General features: G+C 68.6%; 16 protein-coding genes. 14 read left to right on the forward strand and 2 right to left on the reverse strand.

The genetic code is table 11. The features are described from left to right. Entirely contained in the window at nucleotides 1-1,521 is a 1,521-nt protein-coding gene (locus WG902_RS03270) for a helicase HerA-like domain-containing protein (RefSeq protein ID WP_340058475.1), read from the forward strand. A gap of 105 nt (nucleotides 1,522-1,626) precedes the next feature. Here the strand turns inward: WG902_RS03270 and WG902_RS03275 are convergent, their stop codons facing one another. Further along, nucleotides 1,627-3,906: a calcium-binding protein gene (locus WG902_RS03275; protein ID WP_340058476.1), complete on the reverse strand. Its 2,280-nt coding sequence runs from the start codon at nucleotides 3,904-3,906 to the stop codon at nucleotides 1,627-1,629. A 237-nt stretch (nucleotides 3,907-4,143) separates the two neighbouring features. After that, nucleotides 4,144-6,450, reverse strand: a complete 2,307-nt coding sequence (locus WG902_RS03280) for a calcium-binding protein (RefSeq protein ID WP_340058478.1) — start codon at nucleotides 6,448-6,450, stop codon at nucleotides 4,144-4,146. Between the two features lie 159 nt (nucleotides 6,451-6,609). Here WG902_RS03280 and WG902_RS03285 point away from each other — a divergent pair, with 159 nt between their 5' ends. The 13 genes from WG902_RS03285 (at nucleotide 6,610) to WG902_RS03345 (ending at nucleotide 20,217) form a co-directional block, all read left to right on the forward strand. Then, on the forward strand, nucleotides 6,610-7,857 hold the full coding sequence (locus WG902_RS03285) for a GTP cyclohydrolase II (RefSeq protein ID WP_340058480.1): 1,248 nt from the start codon (nucleotides 6,610-6,612) through the stop codon (nucleotides 7,855-7,857). Beyond that, the gene (locus WG902_RS03290) at nucleotides 7,854-9,110 is read left to right on the forward strand and encodes a URC4/urg3 family protein (protein WP_340058481.1); all 1,257 of its coding nucleotides are present in this window, start codon (nucleotides 7,854-7,856) and stop codon (nucleotides 9,108-9,110) included. Before WG902_RS03285 ends, WG902_RS03290 begins: the two co-directional genes overlap by 4 nt. A gap of 20 nt (nucleotides 9,111-9,130) precedes the next feature. Next, nucleotides 9,131-9,769: a uracil phosphoribosyltransferase gene (gene upp / locus WG902_RS03295; RefSeq protein WP_340058482.1), complete on the forward strand. Its 639-nt coding sequence runs from the start codon at nucleotides 9,131-9,133 to the stop codon at nucleotides 9,767-9,769. An 11-nt stretch (nucleotides 9,770-9,780) separates the two neighbouring features. Continuing rightward, complete coding sequence (locus WG902_RS03300) at nucleotides 9,781-10,953, forward strand: tetratricopeptide repeat protein (RefSeq protein WP_340058483.1); 1,173 nt, start codon at nucleotides 9,781-9,783, stop codon at nucleotides 10,951-10,953. Continuing rightward, complete coding sequence (locus WG902_RS03305) at nucleotides 10,950-12,176, forward strand: HupE/UreJ family protein (RefSeq protein ID WP_340058485.1); 1,227 nt, start codon at nucleotides 10,950-10,952, stop codon at nucleotides 12,174-12,176. The genes WG902_RS03300 and WG902_RS03305 overlap by 4 nt, the downstream gene beginning before the upstream one ends. 99 nt (nucleotides 12,177-12,275) lie before the next feature. Beyond that, nucleotides 12,276-13,268: a BMP family protein gene (locus tag WG902_RS03310; protein WP_340058486.1), complete on the forward strand. Its 993-nt coding sequence runs from the start codon at nucleotides 12,276-12,278 to the stop codon at nucleotides 13,266-13,268. Between the two features lie 10 nt (nucleotides 13,269-13,278). Then, entirely contained in the window at nucleotides 13,279-14,235 is a 957-nt protein-coding gene (locus tag WG902_RS03315) for a 5'-methylthioadenosine/S-adenosylhomocysteine nucleosidase (protein WP_340058488.1), read from the forward strand. Continuing rightward, nucleotides 14,232-15,713 carry an ABC transporter ATP-binding protein gene (locus WG902_RS03320; RefSeq protein ID WP_340058489.1) on the forward strand — a complete coding sequence of 494 codons (1,482 nt, stop codon included), beginning with the start codon at nucleotides 14,232-14,234 and terminating at the stop codon, nucleotides 15,711-15,713. Before WG902_RS03315 ends, WG902_RS03320 begins: the two co-directional genes overlap by 4 nt. Next, nucleotides 15,710-16,771, forward strand: a complete 1,062-nt coding sequence (locus tag WG902_RS03325; protein WP_340058491.1) for an ABC transporter permease — start codon at nucleotides 15,710-15,712, stop codon at nucleotides 16,769-16,771. Before WG902_RS03320 ends, WG902_RS03325 begins: the two co-directional genes overlap by 4 nt. Then, complete coding sequence (locus tag WG902_RS03330; protein ID WP_340058492.1) at nucleotides 16,771-17,694, forward strand: ABC transporter permease; 924 nt, start codon at nucleotides 16,771-16,773, stop codon at nucleotides 17,692-17,694. The genes WG902_RS03325 and WG902_RS03330 overlap by 1 nt, the downstream gene beginning before the upstream one ends. Continuing rightward, on the forward strand, nucleotides 17,695-18,975 hold the full coding sequence (locus WG902_RS03335; protein ID WP_340058493.1) for an amidohydrolase family protein: 1,281 nt from the start codon (nucleotides 17,695-17,697) through the stop codon (nucleotides 18,973-18,975). Continuing rightward, the gene (locus tag WG902_RS03340; RefSeq protein WP_340058494.1) at nucleotides 18,972-19,964 is read left to right on the forward strand and encodes a hypothetical protein; all 993 of its coding nucleotides are present in this window, start codon (nucleotides 18,972-18,974) and stop codon (nucleotides 19,962-19,964) included. The genes WG902_RS03335 and WG902_RS03340 overlap by 4 nt, the downstream gene beginning before the upstream one ends. 88 nt (nucleotides 19,965-20,052) lie before the next feature. Next, nucleotides 20,053-20,217, forward strand: a complete 165-nt coding sequence (locus tag WG902_RS03345; protein ID WP_340058496.1) for a hypothetical protein — start codon at nucleotides 20,053-20,055, stop codon at nucleotides 20,215-20,217. Nucleotides 20,218-20,262 lie beyond the last annotated feature (45 nt).

Genomic DNA, 20,262 nt, shown 5'->3' on the forward strand with positions numbered 1-20,262 from the left:
ATGGCCGAACCGATGTTGATCGCCCAGAACGGCAAGACCGAAGCTTTCCTGCTGCCGGCGCTGGCCAATCGGCACGGCCTGGTCACCGGGGCCACCGGAACGGGGAAAACGGTCACCCTGCAGAAACTGGCGGAAAGCTTCAGCAACATCGGCGTCCCGGTGTTCCTGGCGGACATCAAGGGCGACCTCACGGGGATCAGCCAGCCGGGCAAGCTGGAGGGCAAGCTGGCCGAAGCGATCAAGGAGCGCGGCCTCCCGATGCCGCAGCCCAAGGCGTGCCCGACCACGCTGTGGGACGTGTTCGGCGAGCAAGGGCATCCCGTTCGCGCCACCGTCTCCGACATGGGGCCGCTGCTGCTGGGCCGCATGCTCAACCTGAACGAGACCCAGGCGGGGGTGCTGCAGATCGTCTTCAAGATCGCGGACGCCAATGGCCTGCTGCTGCTGGACCTGAAGGACCTGCGGGCCATGCTGCAGCACGTCGGTGACAACGCCAAGCAGTTCACCACCGAATACGGCAACGTCAGCGCGGCCAGCGTGGGCGCCATCCAGCGCGGCCTGCTGCAGATCGAGGCGCAGGGCGGTGACCGGTTCTTCGGCGAGCCGATGCTGGACATCGCCGACTTCATCCAGACCGACGGCAACGGCAAGGGCATGGTCAACATCCTGGCCGCCGACAAGCTGCTGAATTCGCCGCGCCTGTACGCCACTTTCCTGCTGTGGATGCTGTCGGAGCTGTTCGAGACGCTGCCGGAGATCGGCGACCCCGACAAGCCCAGGCTGGTGTTCTTCTTCGACGAGGCGCACTTGCTGTTCGACGAGGCGCCCAAGGTGCTGGTCGAACGCATCGAGCTGGTGGTGCGGCTGGTGCGGTCCAAGGGGGTGGGCGTCTATTTCGTCACGCAGAATCCGCTGGACATCCCCGACAGCGTGCTGGCGCAGCTGGGCAACCGCGTCCAGCATGCCTTGCGCGCTTTCACGCCGCGCGACCAGAAGGCCGTCCGGGCGACCGCCGAGACGATGCGGCCGAAGCCGGGGCTGGACATCGCCGCGGCGATCACGGAGCTGGCCGTGGGCGAGGCGCTGGTGAGCTTGCTCGACGCCAAGGGCCGGCCCACGATCACCGAGCGGCTGTACGTGATCCCGCCCGCAAGCCAGCTGGGCATCATCTCGCCGGAGCAGCGCAAGGCGCTGATGGCGGGGTCGCTGGTCGCCGGTGCGTACGAAAAAACGGTGGACCGCGAATCGGCCTACGAAAAACTCAAGGTGCGGGCCGAAGCGGGCGCTGCGGCAGGCGCGGCCGGGAGCACCGGTGGCGCAGCCGGCGCGACCACCGCCGGCGGCGGCGTGCTGGGTGGCCTGTCGGATGTGCTGTTCGGCTCGACCGGGCCGCGCGGCGGCAAGCGCGAAGGCCTGGCGGAAAGCTTCGCCAAGTCCGCCATCCGCACGATCGGCAGCTCCGTCGGCCGCGAGATCGCGCGCGGGGTGCTGGGGAGCATCCTGGGCGGCAAGCGGCGGTAGTCCGAGCGTGTCGGGGTCGCTGCGCGAACCCGACCTACGGCGGACTACGGTGGGATCCTCGTAGGTCGGGTTCGCGCAGCGACCCCGACATCCGGTTCCGGCGGATCAGAGAATGATGTCCGCCGCCGTCAAGGTCCTGAAACCCGTCAACTGGATCGAGAACTCCGCCTGGACGTCGGCATCGGTGCTGCCGTACAGCACCTGGGTCCGCGCGTCGAAGCGCAGCTGGCCCGCGCCGGTGAAGGCCCCGGTCACGAACGTGAAGGCGTTGTTCCCGCCCACGTTGGTGTTCGCGTCGATGGTCGAGAGATCGAGCAAGTCGTTGCCATTGAAGTCCAGGATCACGTCCCGCGTCGCGGCTTTGACCCCTGAGTGGTTCGCCGAGTCGTAGTCGAATCTGTCGGCTCCACCTCCACCAGACAGGGTGTCCTTGCCCACCCCGCCCTTCAGGATGTTGGCTCCCGTGCCGCCCGTCAGCGTGTTTGCCTGGTTGTTGCCGGTCAGGTTGGCTGCACCTGAGGAGGTGATGCGCGCGCTCTCCACGTGCGCTGACAGGGTGTAGTTCGCGGCGGCGCTGTGGACAATGTCGCTGCCGCCAAAGCGGAGCTCGCTCACCACGTCGGTCGCCTGGTCGACGAAATAGCTGTCGTTGCCGGTGCCCCCCTCCATGGTGTCCACGCCGGTGCCGCCTTGCAGGATGTCATCGCCGGCATCGCCTCGCAGCAGATCGTTTCCGGCGCCACCGTCGAGCCAGTCGTCGTCCGGGAACATGCTGGTCTGGATAAAGGACGTCGGGTCGCCGCCGGTCTGGCCGAACAGGCTGTCGTCGCCGTCCCCACCCCGCAACGTGTCGTTCCCGCAGTTGCCCTGAAGGTTCTGCATGCCCACGGAACCCATCATCACGTCGTTGCCGTTGCCGCCGCGCACGCTGAAGGTGCCACTGAAAGTCACACGGCCCAGGCCGCCGTCGGTGAGCCCGAAATCGCCGCTGCCGCTGGTCGCAGTCGTGAAGTCGATCCGGGAGGAAATCCCGCCCTGCTTCTCCACCAGGTAATCCAGGGAGACCCGCGTCGCGCCATTGCCGCGGATCAGGTCGTCGCCACCGACGCTGATGAACTCGTTGAACGCAGCGCTGCTCAAGACGCCAGTCGGCACCGTTGCCACGACGTCCCCGCTGTTCGCCGATGCACTGGCATCGTCGGAAAGCGTGAAGCCGCGAGCGTCGAAGACGTCGTCGAACGGCGTGCCGCGAATGCTCTCGATGCCTTCCAGCGTGTCGCTGCCCACGGCCATCGAGTCCCCGACGACGGTGCCTGCCGCGAGATCCACCTCGACGCCGCCGACCATGGGCGTGATCTGGAGGTAGTCTGCGCGGTCAAATCCCGTCGACCCGTTGATGTAGTCGTCGCCTCCGTTGCCGCGGAACATCTCCAGGCTGACATCACCGTTCAGAGGACCACCCTCGGTGGCCCCCAGGGTGTTCACGCGGCCGCCCCCCACCAACGAGTCGTTGAAGTTGCCGGCGATGATGAAGGAGACGCCGGACGCAGTGATGTCACCCGCATCGAACGTGGCGCCGTCCCCGTCGGCGATGAAATTGGTGACGATGTTCGACGCGGTACCCGAATCCACCTGCCCGGAGAGGTCGATCTCGAGGGCGCCGCCGACGCCGTCATAGCTCACGATGGTCCGGCCGTTGCCGATGACCAGGTCGTTGCCGGCGAGGGGCGCAAAGAGGTTGTACCCGGGGCCGAAAGAATTGCGGTTGTCGTTGGGGTACGAGAGTGCGTAGAACTCGTCATACATCGACGTGCCCACCACTGCCTCGATCTCGCGCAACGTGTCCCTGCCGATCTCCGTGTCCGTTTCCGGCGCCAGGCTGGCCACGATGCCTTCGCCCAGATCCACATGGATCCCGGCCACAGTGGCATACGAATAGTCCGCCACGTCTTCGCCGCCGCGGCCGTCCAGCAGGTCGTTGCCACCGTAGCCCCGGAATACTTCCGAGGACCAGTGGTCGCGCCCGACGAAGCTGTCGTTCCCGTTGGTGCCCCAGATGGCGTCGACGCCTGAAACCGTATCGGTTCCCAGCAGCTCAAAGCCATTGAATTTTTGCACCGTTCCGACGCCCAGGTCCACCACGATGCTGAGGCCGGCGTCGGGACCGTAGTACACGCCAGACCAGACATAGCGGTAGTCCACCGTGTCGAAATCGTCGTGCCCATATCGCCAGTAGCTGGAGCTCCACGCATAGCCCATGAGCAAGACGTCATCGCCGGGCGTGCCCCGCGCGTAGTCCGACCCGAGGCTAGTGGTGAGAGAGTCGTCGTTGCTCGTCCCGGTGGTGATGCTGTCGTCGCCGGTGGTTCCGATCAAATCTGCCATTCAGCACTCCTCGACTGCATGAGGGGACGGTAACGCGCGCATGCAGTTTGGCACACGCGCCACGCGGCGGCAACCGCGAAGGGCTGGCCGAGAGCTTCACCAAGTCCGCCATACGCGATCGTCGCGTTCGCACCGGTTGTCGGGGTCGCTGCGCGAACCCGACCTACGAAAGATGCCCGTGGCCGCGTGGTCCCGTAGGCCGGGTTGCGCGAAGCGCACCCCGGCGAACTGCAGCGATCAGAGGATGAGGTCCGCCGCGGTCAACGTGGTGTAGCCCGTCAACTGGATCGAAAACTCCGCTTGCGCGTCGGTGTCGGTGTTGCCGGACAAGATCTGCGTCGCTGCGTCGAAACGCAGCTGGCCGGCGGCGTTGAAGCCGCCAGTCACGAACGTCGCGCTGAAGGCGCCGTTTCCAGCTGCCGTGCCGTTTGCGTCGATGGTGGACAGGTCGAGCAGGTCGTTGCCATTGAAGTCCAGGATCACGTCCCGGGTCCCTGCGGTGATGCCGGACTCGGTGACCAGGTCGAAGTCGAACGTATCGGCTCCGCCTCGACCTGACAGCGTGTCCTTGCCCGCGCCACCTTTCAGGACGTTGGCCCCGGCGCCGCCCATCAAGGTATTGGCCAGGGTGTTGCCGGTCAGGTTGGCAGCGCCCGCCGCCGCGATCTGCCCGCTTTCCACTTGCGCCGACAAGGTGAAGCTGGCCGCCGTGCTGATCACCGTATCGTTGCCGCCCGCGGTGACCTCGGTCACGATGTCCGTGGCTGCGTCCACGTAGTAGGTGTCGTTGCCGGTCCCTCCCTCCATGGTGTCGACGCCGGTCCCGCCTTGCAGGATGTCGTTGCCGAAATCGCCACGCAGCAGGTCATTGCCGGCGCCGCCGTCGAGCGAGTCGTTGTCGGTGAACATGGTGGTCGGGCTCAACGCGGTCTTGTCGCCGCCGGTCAGGCCGAACAGCCAGTCGTTGCCATCGCCGCCGAGCAGCGTGTCGTTGCCGTAGTTGCCCTGCAGGTTCTGGAAGCCGGACGCTCCCGTGACCTGGTCGTTGCCGTTGCTGCCGCGCACGCTATACGTGCCGGTGAAGTCGACGCTTCCGAAGCCGCCGTCGGTCAGCCCGAAGGTGCCGCTGCCTGCGCTCGCCGAACTGAAGACGATTTTCGACGAGATGCCGCCCTGTTTTTCCACCAGGTAGTCGAGGGTGATGCGCGTGGCGCCGTTGCCCGTGATGACGTCATTGCCGCCATTGGTCTGGAACTCGTTGAACGCGGTGCTGGCCAGGGCCTCGGGGGTCACGCCGGTCGTGAGGTCGCCGCTGTTCTCGGATGCGACGTCCGCATTGGACAAGGTGAAGCCGGTGGCGTCGTACACGTCGTCGTACTGGGTGCCGCGAATGCTTTCGATGCCGCGCAGGGTGTCCGTGCCGACGGACAGGGGATCGCCCATGACCGTGCCGGCCGCGAGATCGACTTCGATGCCGCCGTCCATCAACGTCGACTGGCGATAGTCCGCCCGGTCCAGCCCGGTGGAACCGTCGATGTAGTCGTCCCCGCCCTGGCCGCGGAACATCTCGAAGCTGACGTCCCCGCTCAGGACGTTGGCGGCGGTCCCCCCGAGCGTGTTCACCTGCCCGCCGCCGATCAGCGTGTCGTCGAAGTTGCCGGCAATGACGAAGTAGACGCCGGACGCGGTGATGTTGCCCGCGTTGAAAGTCGTGTCGTTGGCGTCGGCGATGAAATCCGTGATGATGGCCTCCTGGCTGCCATCCACCTGGTTCGACAGGTTGGCCTCGAACGCCCCGCCCACGCCGCCGTAGTTCAGGATGGTCTGGCCGTTCCCGAAGATCTGGTCATCCCCACCCAGGGCCGTGTAGACGTTGTAGACACTGCCGAACGAGTTCTTGTTGGCGCTCGTGTTGCCGTAGGTGCTGGCATCGTAGATGTCGGCGAACTGCGTGCCGACCACCACTTCGATCTCGCGCAGCGTGTCGGTGCCGATCTCCGTCGTGACGGCGTCCAAGCTGGTCACCGTGCCCAGCCCCATGTTCACCGAGATGCCGGCGACGGCGGCATACGAGTAGTTGGCGACGTCTTCACCGCCCCGGCCGTCGATGAAATCGTCCCCGCCATAGCCGCGGAATTCGTCGGAATTCCAGTAATCGCGGCCGATGAAGGTGTCGTTGCCGTTGCCGCCCCAGACCGCATCCACGCCGCGCAAGGTGTCCGTGCCCAGGAGCTCGTCCGAGGAGAGTTTCTGCACGGTGCCCGCGCCGAGGTCGACGACGATGCGCACGTCGGCGTCCGTCGTCAGGCCGAGGTTGAACCAGACATAGCGGTAATCCACCGTGTCGAAGTCGTTTTGCCCGTACCGGAAGTAGCTGGAACTCCACGCATAGCCCATGCGGAAGATGTCGTTGCCGCCAGTGGCCTGCGCGTAATCCTGGCCCGTGCTGGTGGCGATGGAGTCGTCGCCGACCGTGCCGACGCCGATGTTCCCCGCGCTGGTGCCGGTGCTGTCGTTGCCTGTGGTCCCGATCAAGTTCGCCATCTCGCTCTCCTCTTTTTTGGTTTGCGAACGGTAACGAAGGTTTACAGTTCGGCACATCACCCGTTCGGGCGATGAGACACCGACGCGCGGTGCGCAAAGTGCGCCGGGCGGCGTGCCCCCTGCCTTTTGCTAGAGTGCCCTTTTGAACTGGTCCATCCCATGCCGCCCGAAGCACCGTCTCCCCGCCACATCCGGCTGACCTCGCACGCGGGCGGCCAGGGCGCCCTGCCCATCACGTGGGGTGCCGCCACGCCGGCGGAGCGCGGGCCCATCGTCGGCACGACGACCAAGCGCGCGCACCGCAACGTCATCGGCACGCACAGCGGCTCGTACAGCGTCTACCGCGCGTTGGCCGTCGCGGCCGGGGCCTTGAGCCGCGAGCACAAGGCCGACCTCACCAACACGTCGCCCACCGACCGCATCGGCCCCTACCCGCAGTGGACCGACGCCAGCAAGATCGTCAGCCTGGACCCCTGGGGTGCCACCGTGGCCGACGTGTTCGCAGGCGAGCTGGCGGCCGGCTACGACATCCGCCCGACCATCGCAGTCACCAAGGCGCACGTCATCCTGCCGGAGGTGATCGAGGCGCTGCAGGCCGGCCGCCTGAAGGCCGACGGCAAGTTCCTCACCGACGGCGGAGCGGCCGTGGTGACCAAGGCCGCCATCGAGCCGGTGTGGTGGTTGCCCGGCGTGGCCAGGCGCTTCGGCTGTTCCGAATCCGACCTGCGCCGCGTGCTGTTCGAGGAAACCGGCGGGATGTACCCCGAGCTCGTGACCCGCAGCGACCTCGAGGTGTTCCTGCCCCCCATCGGCGGCCAGACCATCTACATCTTCGGCGACCCGCAGGACCTGGGCAACCCGCAGGTGGAGCTGACGGCCCGCGTGCATGACGAGTGCAACGGCTCGGACGTATTCGGCTCCGACATCTGCACCTGCCGCCCGTACCTGACGCACGCCATCGAGGAATGCATCCAGGGCGCGCAGCGCGGCGGGGTGGGGCTGGTGGCGTACTCCCGCAAGGAAGGACGCGCGCTCGGCGAAGTCACCAAGTTCCTGGTCTACAACGCCCGCAAGCGCCAGGTGGGCGGCGACACGGCGGACCAGTACTTCGCACGCACCGAATGCGTGGCCGGCGTGCAGGACATGCGGTTCCAGGAACTGATGCCCGACGTGCTGCACTGGCTGGGCATCAGGAAGATCCACCGCCTCGTCTCCATGAGCAACATGAAGTACGACGCGATCACCGGCCAGGGCATCGAAGTCGGCGAGCGCGTGGACATCCCGGAGTCGCTGATCCCCGCGGATGCCCGCGTGGAGATGGACGCCAAGAAGGCGGCGGGCTATTTCACGCCCGGCGCGGTTCCCGACGCGGAGGAGCTCAAGCAAGCCAAGGGCCGCGGGTTATGAGCACATCGCAGCATGGCGCGGCCCAGGCCGCGGCCGCCACGTTGCGGACGACGCCCGCGATCCGCGACCGCTGCGGCCAATTGCTGGCCCGCGCGCGCGAAGGCGGCTCGACCTGGTTCACGGTGGACGAAGGCGCGATCGCGACCGCCGCGCGTGAAGTCGCCGACGCGACGCGCCGTCGCTATCCCAAGGGGCACATTCCTTTCCACAGCCGCTGGCGCCACCTGGAAGCGGGCGGCGTCGACCGCAAGGGCGAGCTCGACCGGCTGATGGCGGGGCTGCCGCCCACCAGCCGCGCCCACGCGATGGTGGACCTCACCTTCATCAGCGTGCTGCTGGACGCGGGCGCCGGCGCCGACTGGAGCTACACCGAGTCCGCCAGCGGCCAGGGCTTCACCCGCTCCGAAGGCCTGGGCGTCGCCAGCTTCCACGCTTTCACGGCCGGCCTCTTCTCCAGCGACAAGGACCATCCGCTGCAGGCCGATGCGCAAGGCCTGCGGGCGCTGCAGACCGACCACCTCGCCGCCGCCTTCCAGGTGCGCGGCAACAACCCTCTGGTGGGCCTGGAAGGCCGCGCCATCCTGTTGCGCCGGCTGGGCGAGGCGATGAGCGAGCAGCCGGAGATCTTCGGCCAGGACGGCCGGCCCGCCGGCATCTTCGACCTGCTCGTCTCCCCGCTCGGCCCGGACGTCCCGCGCACGGCGGACGTGGCGGCGCACGACATCCTGTCGCAGATCCTGCTGGCCTGCTCCGGCATCTGGCCGGCCAGCAACGCGATCGGCACCATCCCGCTCGGCGACTGCTGGCGCCACGCAGCGGTGCGAGGCGACGGCCTGTCCGACGGCTGGGTGCCGTTCCACAAACTGTCCCAGTGGCTCACCTACTCGCTGCTGGAGCCGTTCGCGTGGTCGGGCGTGCAGGTGCGAGGGCTCGACGCGCTGACCGGCCTGCCCGAATACCGCAACGGCGGCCTGCTGCTGGACACCGGCGTGCTGCGCCTGCGCGACGAGGGCGCCGCGCGCGCGCTCTGGCAGCCGGGCGACGAGTTGATCGTCGAATGGCGCGCGCTCACCGTCGCCCTGCTGGACGAAGTGGCCGTCGAGGTGCGCAAGCTGCTGCACCTCGACGCGCAGCGCCTGCCCTTGGCCTGCGTGCTGGAAGGCGGCACCTGGGCGGCCGGGCGCGAGCTGGCGCAGCGCCATCGCGGCGGCCTGCCGCCCTTGCGCGTGGCCAGCGACGGCACCGTGTTTTGAAGAAGGAAGCGGAAAGCAACATGACGAAGTCCAACAACGTGCACGTGATCGACCACCCGCTGGTGCAGCACAAGCTGTCGCTGATGCGGAACAAGGAAGCCAGCACCAACAGCTTTCGCCGCCTGCTCAACGAACTGTCGATGCTCATGGCCTACGAGGTCACGCGCGACATGCCGATGCAGGAAGTGGAGATGGAGACTCCGCTGGAAAAGATGAAGACCCGCGTGATCGACGGCAAGAAGCTGGTGTTCGTCTCGATCCTGCGCGCCGGCACCGGCATCCTGGACGGCATGCTCAGCGTGGTGCCCGGCGCGCGCGTGGGCCACATCGGCTTGTACCGCGATCCCAAGACGCTGATGGCGGTGGAGTATTACTTCAAGCTGCCCCACAACGTGGAGGAGCGCGACATCATCGTGGTGGACCCGATGCTGGCCACCGGCAACTCCGCCATCGCGGCCGTGGAACGCCTGAAGGAACTCAATCCCAAGTCGATCAAGTTCGTCTGCCTGCTCACCTGCCCCGAAGGCGTGGCCGCGCTGCAGAAGGCGCACCCGGACGTGCCGATCTACACCGCCGCCATCGACCGCCAGCTCAACGACCACGGGTACATCCTGCCGGGCCTGGGTGACGCTGGCGACCGCATGTTCGGAACCAAGTAGTCCGGCCTCGCGTGAGGACCCGCCTCTTCGCCCTTGCGGCGATGGCCGTACCGTGGCTGCTGGCCGCTGCCGCGCACGCCGCGCCGTTCACGCCCGCGAGTGACGGCCAAGTGGTGGAGCGGCTGCCGGCGGCCGGCGATCCGACGGTTCGCACCGTGGAGTCCTTGCGGCGCCAGCTCGCGTCGCGCCCCGGTGACGCAGCGCTGCGGCTGGACATCGGCGAACGCTACTTCGCCCTGGCGATGGCGCAGGGCGATCCACGCTACGTCGGCTATGCGGCGGCCGCCATCGCCCCGCTGGAGAAGACGGCTCCCACCGACGGCCGCTACTGGCTGGTGCGCGGCCAGTTGCAGCAGTACAGCCACGACTTCGACGGCGCCATCGCCAGCTTGCAGCGCGCCAGCCAGGCCGACCCGCGCGCGGTGGAGCCTGTCGCCTGGCGGGCCGCCATCCACATGGTGCAGGCCCGGTACGACCGCGCGGCGGCGGAGTGCGCGCAGCTGGAGAAGCTCGCGAGTCCGCTGTTTGCCGCCGGCTGCACCGCCTATGTGCGGGCGGCCACGGGGCAACTGGAGCCCGCCTATGGAATGTTGTCGCGGGCCGTCGCCGACGAGCAGGATGCACCGCCGGCGTTGATGCTGTGGGCGCAGACGCGCCTGGCGGAAATGGCCGTGCGGCTGCAGCGCCGGGAAGATGCCGAGCGGCACTACCGCGCCGCGCTTGCCCAGGGGATCACCGACCAGTTCCTGCTCGGCTCGTATGCGGACTTCCTGCTGGAGCGCGGCAGGCCGCGGGAAGTCCTCCAGTTGCTGGCCGGCTGGGAGCGCTCCGACGTGCTGCTGCTGCGGCTCGCGCTGGCGGGTCGTGCCGCCCGGGATCCGCGGGCCCAGGATTGGCAGGCCCAGTTGCGCGACCGCTTCCGGGACGCTGCGCTGCGTGGCGATCGCCTGCACGAACAGGAGGCCGCGCGCTGGGCGCTGGAGCTGGAGAACGATGCGGCCGCCGCGCTGGCCCATGCGAAGAACAATTACGCGCGGCAGAAGGAAGCGCGGGACGCCGAGGTGTTGCTGCGCTCCGCGTTGGCCGCCAGCAAGCCGAAGGACGCGGAACCCGCGCTTGCCTGGCTGCGGGAGAGCGGGTACGAGGATCCGGTATTGCGGCAGTTGGCGGAGAGGTTGAAGTGAAGTCTTGGCGCGTCTGGGCCTGGCTCTGTAGGCCGGCGGTGAGTCCGAAGGCGAACCCCGGTGCCACGCATTGCACCGGGGTTCGGCTGACGCGCTCACCACCGGCCTACCTGTTCATCGCGATGCTGATGTGCGCAACTGGCGCCCTGGCCCACAAACCCAGCGACAGCTACCTCACCCTGCGCGGCGACGATGCGGGCATCGCGGTGCGCTGGGATGTCGCCCTGCGCGACCTCGACTACGTGCTGCAGCTGGACCAGGACGGCAACGGCGAGCTGACGTGGGGCGAGGTGCGCCTGCGCAGCGCGGACATCGAGAAGCTGGCGCTGTCGCGACTGGCCGTCTCCTCGGCGGCCCAGGCCTGTGCGCTGCGAACCGCGGCGCCGCTGATGCTGGACCGGCACAGCGACGGCACCTACGCCGTGCTGACGCTGCAAGCGAGCTGCAGCCGCATGGCCGACAGCGTGAAGGTGGCGTATTCGTTGCTGTTCGACGTGGACCCCACGCATCGCGGCCTCGTCCAATGGACCCCCGCCGGCGCGTCGTCGCCGCAGGCGCTGGTGTTCGCCAGCGACTCGGCCACGCAGGACCTGAAGCTGGCAGCGCCGAGTGCGTTCGAAACCCTGCGCCAGTACGTCGTGGAAGGCATCTGGCACATCTGGATCGGTTTCGACCACATCCTCTTCCTGGTGGCGCTGCTGCTGCCGGCGGTGCTGGTGCGCGCCGATCGGCGCTGGGCCCCGACGCCCAGCCTGAAGATCGCGGCGGTGGAAGTGCTGAAGGTGGTGACCGCCTTCACCGTGGCCCACTCCATCACGCTCAGCCTGGCGGCGCTGGGCTTCGTCAGCCTGCCCTCGCGCGTCGTGGAGTCCGTCATCGCCGCCTCGGTGGTGCTGGCCTCACTGAACAACCTGCGCGGCACGGTGGACCGCAGGCGCTGGGTGATGGCCTTCGTGTTCGGCCTGGTGCACGGGTTCGGCTTCGCCTCCGTGCTGGCCGACCTGGGACTGCCCCAGGGGGCCCTGGCCCTGGCATTGGTGGGATTCAACGTCGGCGTGGAGATCGGGCAGCTCGCCATCGTCGCCCTCTTCCTGCCGGTGGCCTTTGCCCTGCGCGCCACTTCGTTCTACCGCGTGGGGGTGCTGCGCTTCGGCTCCCTGCTGGTGGCGCTGCTCGCGGCCTGGTGGTTCGTCGAGCGGGCCTTCGACCTGGCGCCGTCGTGAACCCGCGTGTCCCCTCTTGACGCGGCGCGCCTCTGGCATGACGCTTGCATCCCGCTCCTGCCCGCCTGCCCACCCTGTACAACCCGGAGAAGAAACCCCATGATCCCTACCCGCCGTCACCTGCTCGCCCTCGCGGCCGCCCTGGCCGCCGCCGCCCCTGGCCTGGCGCTCGCGCAGGCCAAGATGAAGGTCGCTGCCGTCTACACGGTCCCCTTCGAGCAGCAATGGGTCAGCCGCATCCACAAGGCACTCAAGGCCGCCGAGGGGCGCGGCGAGATCGAGTACAAGGCCAGCGAGAACGTGGCCAACGCCGATTACGAGCGGGTCCTGCGCGAATACGCCACCGGCGGCAACCAGCTGATCATCGGCGAATCCTTCGCGGTGGAAGCGGCGGCTCGCAAGGTGGCGAAGGACTTCCCCAAGGTCTCCTTCCTCATGGGATCTTCGGGCAAGCCGCAGGCGCCCAACTTCAGCGTGTTCGACAACTACATCCAGGAGCCGGCCTACCTGAGCGGCATGATTGCCGGCGGCATGACCAAGTCCAACAAGATCGGCCTGGTCGGCGGCTTCCCGATCCCGGAAGTCAACCGCCTGATGCACGCCTTCATGGCCGGCGCCAGGGAAACCAATCCCAAGGTGGAGTTCACCGTCACCTTCATCAACAGCTGGTTCGACCCGCCCAAGGCCAAGGAAGCGGCTTTCGCCATGATCGACAAGGGCGCCGACGTGCTGTACGCCGAACGCTTCGGCGTGTCGGATGCGGCCAAGGAGCGCGGCAAGCTGGCGGTGGGCAACGTGATCAACACGCAGGACAAGTACCCCGAGACGGTGGTGACCTCCGCGCTGTGGAACATGGAGCCGACGATCGACCGTGCATTGAAGATGGTCAAGGACGGCAAGTTCGCGGCCGAGGACTATGGCCAGTACTCCACCATGAAGTTCAAGGGCTCGGAGCTGGCGCCACTGGGCACCTTCGAGAAGAAGATTCCTGCGGACATCGTCACCAAGATGCGCGCCAAGGAAAAGGCGATCCAGGAAGGCAGGTTCGCCGTCAAGGTGGACGACAGCCAGCCGAAGTCCACGGCAAAGTAAGGCCAGGTCCATGCTGACTTTCTGCCGCCTCCTGGCCGCGGCGTGCATCGCCACGGCGGCGTTGTTGCAGGCCGGATGCGCCACGGCGCCGGCCGGCAGCGCGGCATCGGCGGACGCCGTGCGCCTGGACGCCACGCCGCGCATCGCCGTGATCTCCGCCTTCCCACCGGAGCTGGTGCCGCTGCTGTCGCGGGTGGAGCAGCAACGCAGGCACACCGTCAACGGCGTGGAATTCACCACCGGCATGCTGCAGGGCAAGCCGGTGGTGGTCTTCCTCAGCGGCATCAGCATGACCAATGCGGCCATGACCACGCAGCTGGCGCTGGACCGCTTTCGCATCTCGCACATCGTCGTCAGCGGCATTGCGGGCGGCGTGAATCCGGGCCTGGGCGTGGGCGACGTGACGGTGGCCCATCGCTGGGGCCAGTACCTCGAAGTGCTGGCCGCGCGCGAGACGGCGCCGGGCCGCTACCAGCCGCCCGGGTGGATGCGCGACGCCACCGTGCCCAACTTCGGCTTGTGGCATCCGCGCCCGGTGGAGGTTCGCTCCGCCGGCCGCACGGGGACGGAACGCAAGTTCTGGTTCGATGCCGACCCGGCCATGCTGCAGGTCGCCGAGCGCCTGCGCGGCAGCGTCACGCTGGAACGCTGCGACGCCGACCGCCGCTGCCTGAGCCGCACGCCCGGCGTGGTGCCAGGCGGCACCGGCGTGTCGGGGTCCGCTTTCGTCGACAACGCGGCCTTGCGCGACTACATCTTCAAGACCTTCCAGGCCAACGTGCTGGACATGGAGACGGCGGCCATCGCGCACGTCGCGTATGCCAATGGCGTCCCGTACATCGCCTTCCGCTCGCTCAGCGACCTGGCCGGCGGCGGCGAAGGCGAGAACGAGATGGGCACCTTCCTGAAGATCGCCGCGGACAATTCGGCCCGCGTGCTGCTGGCCTTCCTCGCGGCCTGGCGATGACGGCTGCAGCCCCGGTGCTGCGGATGCAAGGGATCACCAAGCGCTTCGGCGCGCTGGTGGCCAACGACGCGATCTCGCTGGAGCTCGGCGCCGGCGAGGTGCTGGCCCTGCTCGGCGAGAACGGGGCGGGCAAGTCCACGCTGGTGTCCATCCTCTTCGGCCACTACACGCCGGATGCGGGGCGCATCGAGGCGTTCGGGCGCGACTTGCCGCTCGGCCAGCCACGCGCCGCCCTCGACGCCGGCATCGGCATGGTCCACCAGCACTTCACCCTGGCGGACAACCTGGGCGTGCTGGACAACGTGCTGCTGGGCACCGAGCCTCTGTGGCAGCCCTTCAGCCGGCGGCGCGCGGCACGGGCGAAATTGCTGGACGTGGCGCAGCGTTTCGGCCTGCAGGTCTCGCCCGATGCGCAGGTGGCCACGCTGTCGGTCGGCGAGCGTCAGCGCGTCGAGATCCTCAAGGCGCTGTACCGCGGCGCGCGCATCCTGATCCTGGACGAGCCGACCGCGGTGCTGACGCCGCAGGAAAGCGAATCGCTTTTCGCGACCCTGGCCGACCTGGTGCGGCAAGGCCTGTCCGTCATCTTCATCAGCCACAAGCTCGCCGAGGTGATGCGCGTGGCCGACCGCGTGGTGGTGCTGCGCGGCGGCCGCCGCGTCGCCGACGCACGCGCGCGGGAGACCAGCGCCCAGGAACTGGCGCGCTGGATGGTGGGGCAGGACGTGGCGCTGCCCACCCGCAGCGCGGCCGCCCGGCGGGGTGATGCGGTGTGCGTGCTGGAAGACGTCAGCACCGGCAGCGGTCGCGAGCGGCTGGAAAGCGTGAGCCTCGCGCTGCGCGCCGGCGAGATCACCGCGATCGCGGGGGTCTCCGGCAACGGGCAGCTTGCACTGGCCGAATTGTTGAGCGGGTTGCGCACGCCGTCCTCCGGCAAGTTGCGGCTGCCGGCCGAGGGCATCGCCCGCATCCCCGAGGACCGTCACGGGACGGGTGTCATCGGCGACCTGCCAGTGTGGGAAAACGCCGTGTCCGAGCGATTGCGCACGCCGGCCTTCCGCCGCGGCCCCTGGATTCGCCGCCAGGCCGCCCGCGCGCATGCGCACGCGATCGAGCAGGCCTTCGACGTGCGCGGCGCCGGCCTGGACTCACCGGCGCGCTCGCTGTCCGGCGGCAACATGCAAAAGCTGATCCTCGGCCGTGCGCTGCTGGCGCCGGACGGATCGTCGCCACGCCTGATCGTTGCGCACCAGCCCACCTGGGGGCTGGACGTCGGCGCCGTGGCTTACGTGCAGCAACAGTTGCTGCGCGCCCGCGATGCCGGCGCCGCAGTGTTGCTGATCTCCGACGACCTCGACGAAGTGATGGCGCTGGGCGACCGCATCGCCGTGATGCATGCCGGCCACCTGACCCCGACGCGCGCCGGGAGTGCGTGGACGCGCGAGTCCATCGGGCTGGCCATGGCAGGTGCGCCATGAGGCTCGAAAAACGCCAGCAAACCTCCCCGCTCGCCCTTGCGCTCGCGCCGATCGGCGCCATCGCGTTCACCCTGGCGATCAGCTCCCTGCTCGTGCTCTGGGCCGGCGCCCCGGTGGCGCCCACATGGGCGGCACTGGTCCGGGGCGGATTCGGCTCGGTGTTCGCCTGGACCGAGACGCTGACGCGCGCGACGCCCCTGATCCTCACCGGGCTGGCGGCAGCGGTGGCCTTCAAGGCGCGCCTGTTCAACATCGGCGGCGAAGGCCAGCTGTATGCGGGCGCGCTGGCTGCCGTCGCCGTGGGCGGCCTGCATGGCGGCGACGGTTTCGCCGCGCCCGTCCCGGTGCTGATGGTCCTGATGTTCCTGGCGGCGGCATTGGCCGGCGCGCTGCTGCTGCTCGGGCCCGCGCTGCTGAAAGCCAGACTCGGCGTCGATGAAGTGGTCACCACGCTGCTGCTGAATTTCATCGTGCTGCTCGGCGTGTCGGCGCTGCTCGACGGGGCGATGAAGGACCCCACCGCCATGGGCTGGCCGCAGAGCGTGGCGCTGCAAGGCGAGCTCGAACTCGGCAAGCTGGTCGCGGGCACCCGCCTGCACACCGGGCTGCTGGGGGCGGCCGCGTTGGCGCTGGCGCTGTGGGCCGTCCTGAAGTACAGCGTGTTCGGCTTCGACGTGCGCGCCCTCGGCGCGAATCCGCGCGCGGCCGCCTTCGCCGGCGTGCCCCCCCTGCGCACGATCGTGCTGGTGGCCACGCTGTCGGGCGCGATCGCGGGACTGGCGGGCGCGATCGAGGTCGCCGGCCGCGCGGGCTACGTCACCCTGGACATGTCACCGGGCTATGGCTACAGCGGCATCGTCATCGCCATGCTCGGCGCCCTGCACCCGCTGGCCTTGATGGCAGCGGCCATCTTCGTGGCCGGCGTGCTGGTCGGCGCCGACACCATGAGCCGCGCGATCGGCGTGCCCACGTACATCGCCGATGTCATCGTCGCCGCGTCCCTGATCTCGGTGCTGGTGGCGACGCTGCTGGCGCAATACCGCTTGCGCTGGAAGTGATGGGCGAATTCCTCGACATCCTGGCCAACCCTGCGCTGTGGGGCGCGGTGCTGCGCATCGCCACGCCGCTGGTGTTCGGCACACTCGGGGTGCTGCTGTGCGAGCGCGCGGGGGTCCTGAACCTCGGCATCGAGGGGATCATGGTCGCCGGCGCCTTCAGCGGCTGGCTGGCCGTCTACCTGGGGCTGCCGCTCTGGGCCGGCGTCGCGGTGGCGGCCCTGACCGGCATGGCCTTCGGCGCCCTGCACGCCTTCCTGACCGTGGCGCTCGCGCTGTCGCAGCACGTCTCGGGCCTGGGCATCACCTTGCTGGCCACGGCGCTGAGTGCCTATGCCTACCGCGTGAGTTTCCCGAAGGTGAACACGCCGCCCACCGTGACGCCGTTCGCGCCCATGGAAGGCCTCGGCATCCCGATCCTGTCGGCACAGACACCGCTGACCTTGCTGGCGCTGCTGCTGGTTCCGGTGATGGGCTGGCTGCTCTATCGCACGCCCGCGGGCCTGGCACTGCGCATGGTGGGCGAGAACCCGCAGGCGGCGGAAAGCCAGGGCATCTCCGTGCTGGGCGCGCGCAGCACCGCGGTGATCGCGGGTTCGGCGCTCATGGGCGTGGCCGGCGCCTTCCTCACCCTTTCCGCCTTCAACTCGTTCTACTTCAACATGGTCAACGGCCGGGGCTGGATCTGCGTGGCGCTGGTGGTGTTCGCCTCGTGGCGGCCTGGCAAGGCGTTGCTGGGCGCCCTGCTCTTCGCCTTCTTCGATGCGCTGCAGCTGCGCCTGCAGCAATCGGGCGCCGCAGTGCTGCCCTACCAGGTGTACCTGATGCTGCCGTACGCGCTGTCGATCCTGGCGCTGGTGCTGGTGGCCCGGCGCGCGGCGTATCCTCAGGCGCTGATGAAGCCGTATCGCAAGGGAGAACGATAGATGCTCGATCTGCTGGTCACGAACGCCACGCTGCCCGACGGCCGCACCGGCATGTCCGTCGCCGTGCAGGACGGCCGCATCTCGGAAGTGACGCCGGGGTTGCGGGCGCCCGCACGCGAGACGGTCGATGCGGGCGGCTACCTGCTGTCGCCGCCTTTTTGCGACCCGCACTTCCACATGGATGCGACGCTCAGCTACGGCCTGCCGCGCGTCAACGAAAGCGGCACGCTGCTGGAAGGCATCGCGCTGTGGGGCGAGCTCAAGCCGCTGCTCAAGGCCGAGGACATGATCGAGCGCGCGCTGGCCTACTGCGACTGGGCCGTGGCGCGCGGGCTGCTGGCGATCCGCAGCCACGTCGATACCAGCGACCCGAGCCTGCTGCCGGTGGAGGCGATGCTGGAGGTGAAGAAGCGCGTCGCGCCCTACATCGACCTGCAACTGGTCGCCTTTCCGCAGGACGGCGTGCTGCGCTCGGACGGCGGCGTCGACAACCTGCATCGCGCGCTGGACCTCGGCGTGGACGTGGTCGGCGGCATCCCGCACTTCGAACGCACCATGGAACAGGGCACCGCCAGCGTCAAGCTGCTGTGCGAGACGGCGGCGCGCCGCGGCCTGCTGGTGGACATGCACTGCGACGAAACCGACGACCCGATGTCGCGCCACATCGAGACGCTGGCTTTCGAGGCGCAGCGCCTGGGCCTGCAGGGCCGCGTCAACGGCAGCCACTGCACCTCCATGCACAGCATGGACAACTACTACGCCAGCAAGCTCATCCCGCTGATCGCGCAAAGCGGCGTCAGCGTGGTGGCCAATCCGCTGATCAACATCACGTTGCAGGGCCGGCACGACACGTATCCCAAGCGGCGCGGCATGACGCGCGTGCCGGAGTTGATGGCCGCGGGCGTGACCGTCGCCTTCGGCCACGACTGCGTCATGGACCCCTGGTACGGCATGGGCTCGGCCGACATGCTGGAGGCCGCGCACATGGGCCTGCACGTGGCCCAGATGACCAGCCGGCAAGGCATCCGCGCCTGCTTCGACGCCATCACGGTCAACGCCGCGAAGGTGATGCACCTGCAGAACTACGGGCTCGAGGCCGGCTGCGACGCCAGCTTCGTGCTGCTGCAGGCACGCGATCCGGGCGACGCCATCCGCCTGCGCGCCAATCGCCTGACGGTGTGGCGCAAGGGCAAGCTGCTGGCGCAGACGCCCGAAGTGGTGGCGACACTCGCCGTCGCCGGCCGCCCTGAACGGGTGGTGTTCAGCGCGCGCAACGGATGACTCGCCAGGCTTTCGACATCCAGGCGGGCAACGCCGAATCGCAACCGAGCCAGCAGCAGGAGCGCTTCCACACGCTGGTGCGGGAGGTGGCGCTGTGGCGCACGGCGCTGGCCGAGTGGAAAGAGAGAATGGTCCGGTTCGACCAGGCCGTCGAACCTGTCCGCCGCGAAGTGCTGGCGGCACTGCGCGAGTGGGTCGGCGTGCTGGACGCGGCGAGCCTGCAGCCCGGGCTGGCCCGCGGCGAGCGGGAGCAGCTGAGCGACATGCTCCGTGCATCGGCAACGGCTTTGCTGGAAGCGGGGGACTTCGATGCGCAGGTTGCGCCCCTCCTGGCGCGCCATGGTCCAGAAACCGCTCGCGGCGCTGCCAGCGGTGACCGCGATCCTCCGCCAGAGGCCGAGTCCGCTGCGGACTGGGAGGCCCTGGCGCAAGCTGCGGCAGCACAGCGCGAGCAACGGGCGGCGGCCCGCCGGTCGGCGACCGTGCACAAGCGCCGCGCCGCGGCGGCGCGAGAGGTGTCCCAGTCGGTACGCGACATGTACCGCAAACTGGCAAGCGCGCTCCATCCCGACCGCGAGCCGGATGCGCGGGCGCGCCAGCGCAAGACGACTCTGATGCAGGCGGCCAACCAGGCCCATGCCGACGGGAACCTGCTGGCGCTGCTGGAATTGCAGGTCGAGGCCGAACAGCTGGACGCGACGCGGCCAGCAGCGCTCGATGGCCAGCGGCTGAAGAACTACGTCACGGTCCTGGAGGAGCAACTGGCGCAGTTGCAAGCCGAGACGCGCGGGCTCGAGGCCTCCTTCCGCGAAGCGGTGGGCGCCGCGCCCGGGTCAGGGCTGCGGGCCGCGAAGGCCGATCGCCTGGTCTCGTCCGAAACGCAGAGGTTGCGCAGCGAGCTTTTGCTCCTGCGCCGCCAATGCAGGATGGCCCTCGACGTCGAGTCCCTCAAGGGCTGGCTCAGGGAGCAGCGAAAGGCCGGAGGATGACGGGCTCATTTCTCACAAGCCTGCGCAGCTGGATCGCTTACGGTACCCCTTGCCGGAATGGTCCGGCCAGGCAACACGAAGGAATCACATGCCCCAGTCGACCAAGGACAGCAAGGGTGGGAAGACCTCTTCCACGAAGAAAACGCATTCGAGCGGCACGGTTTCGGACAAGGCCGCGGCCAGGAAGACCGGGCGCTCCAGCAAGTCGCCCACCGGGCCGATGAAGCAGGGCGAGAAGAAGACGACGCCCTGACGGCTGGCTGCCCGGGCGGCAGTGCCCAGGCAGCAGCGCGAACAC

The sequence above is a fragment of the Ramlibacter sp. PS3R-8 genome, from assembly GCF_037572435.1.
Taxonomy (GTDB): Bacteria; Pseudomonadota; Gammaproteobacteria; order Burkholderiales; family Burkholderiaceae_C; genus Ramlibacter.

What these genes read in the sequence shown, in the direction of transcription:
- WG902_RS03270 (WP_340058475.1), top strand. Translation starts at nt 1, where the DNA reads ATGGCCGAACCGATGTTGATCGCCCAGAACGGCAAGACCGAAGCTTTC.
- WG902_RS03275 (WP_340058476.1), bottom strand. Translation starts at nt 3,906, where the DNA reads ATGGCAGATTTGATCGGAACCACCGGCGACGACAGCATCACCACCGGG.
- WG902_RS03280 (WP_340058478.1), bottom strand. Translation starts at nt 6,450, where the DNA reads ATGGCGAACTTGATCGGGACCACAGGCAACGACAGCACCGGCACCAGC.
- WG902_RS03285 (WP_340058480.1), top strand. Translation starts at nt 6,610, where the DNA reads ATGCCGCCCGAAGCACCGTCTCCCCGCCACATCCGGCTGACCTCGCAC.
- WG902_RS03290 (WP_340058481.1), top strand. Translation starts at nt 7,854, where the DNA reads ATGAGCACATCGCAGCATGGCGCGGCCCAGGCCGCGGCCGCCACGTTG.
- upp (WP_340058482.1), top strand. Translation starts at nt 9,131, where the DNA reads ATGACGAAGTCCAACAACGTGCACGTGATCGACCACCCGCTGGTGCAG.
- WG902_RS03310 (WP_340058486.1), top strand. Translation starts at nt 12,276, where the DNA reads ATGATCCCTACCCGCCGTCACCTGCTCGCCCTCGCGGCCGCCCTGGCC.
- WG902_RS03315 (WP_340058488.1), top strand. Translation starts at nt 13,279, where the DNA reads ATGCTGACTTTCTGCCGCCTCCTGGCCGCGGCGTGCATCGCCACGGCG.
- WG902_RS03320 (WP_340058489.1), top strand. Translation starts at nt 14,232, where the DNA reads ATGACGGCTGCAGCCCCGGTGCTGCGGATGCAAGGGATCACCAAGCGC.
- WG902_RS03325 (WP_340058491.1), top strand. Translation starts at nt 15,710, where the DNA reads ATGAGGCTCGAAAAACGCCAGCAAACCTCCCCGCTCGCCCTTGCGCTC.
- WG902_RS03330 (WP_340058492.1), top strand. Translation starts at nt 16,771, where the DNA reads ATGGGCGAATTCCTCGACATCCTGGCCAACCCTGCGCTGTGGGGCGCG.
- WG902_RS03335 (WP_340058493.1), top strand. Translation starts at nt 17,695, where the DNA reads ATGCTCGATCTGCTGGTCACGAACGCCACGCTGCCCGACGGCCGCACC.
- WG902_RS03340 (WP_340058494.1), top strand. Translation starts at nt 18,972, where the DNA reads ATGACTCGCCAGGCTTTCGACATCCAGGCGGGCAACGCCGAATCGCAA.
- WG902_RS03345 (WP_340058496.1), top strand. Translation starts at nt 20,053, where the DNA reads ATGCCCCAGTCGACCAAGGACAGCAAGGGTGGGAAGACCTCTTCCACG.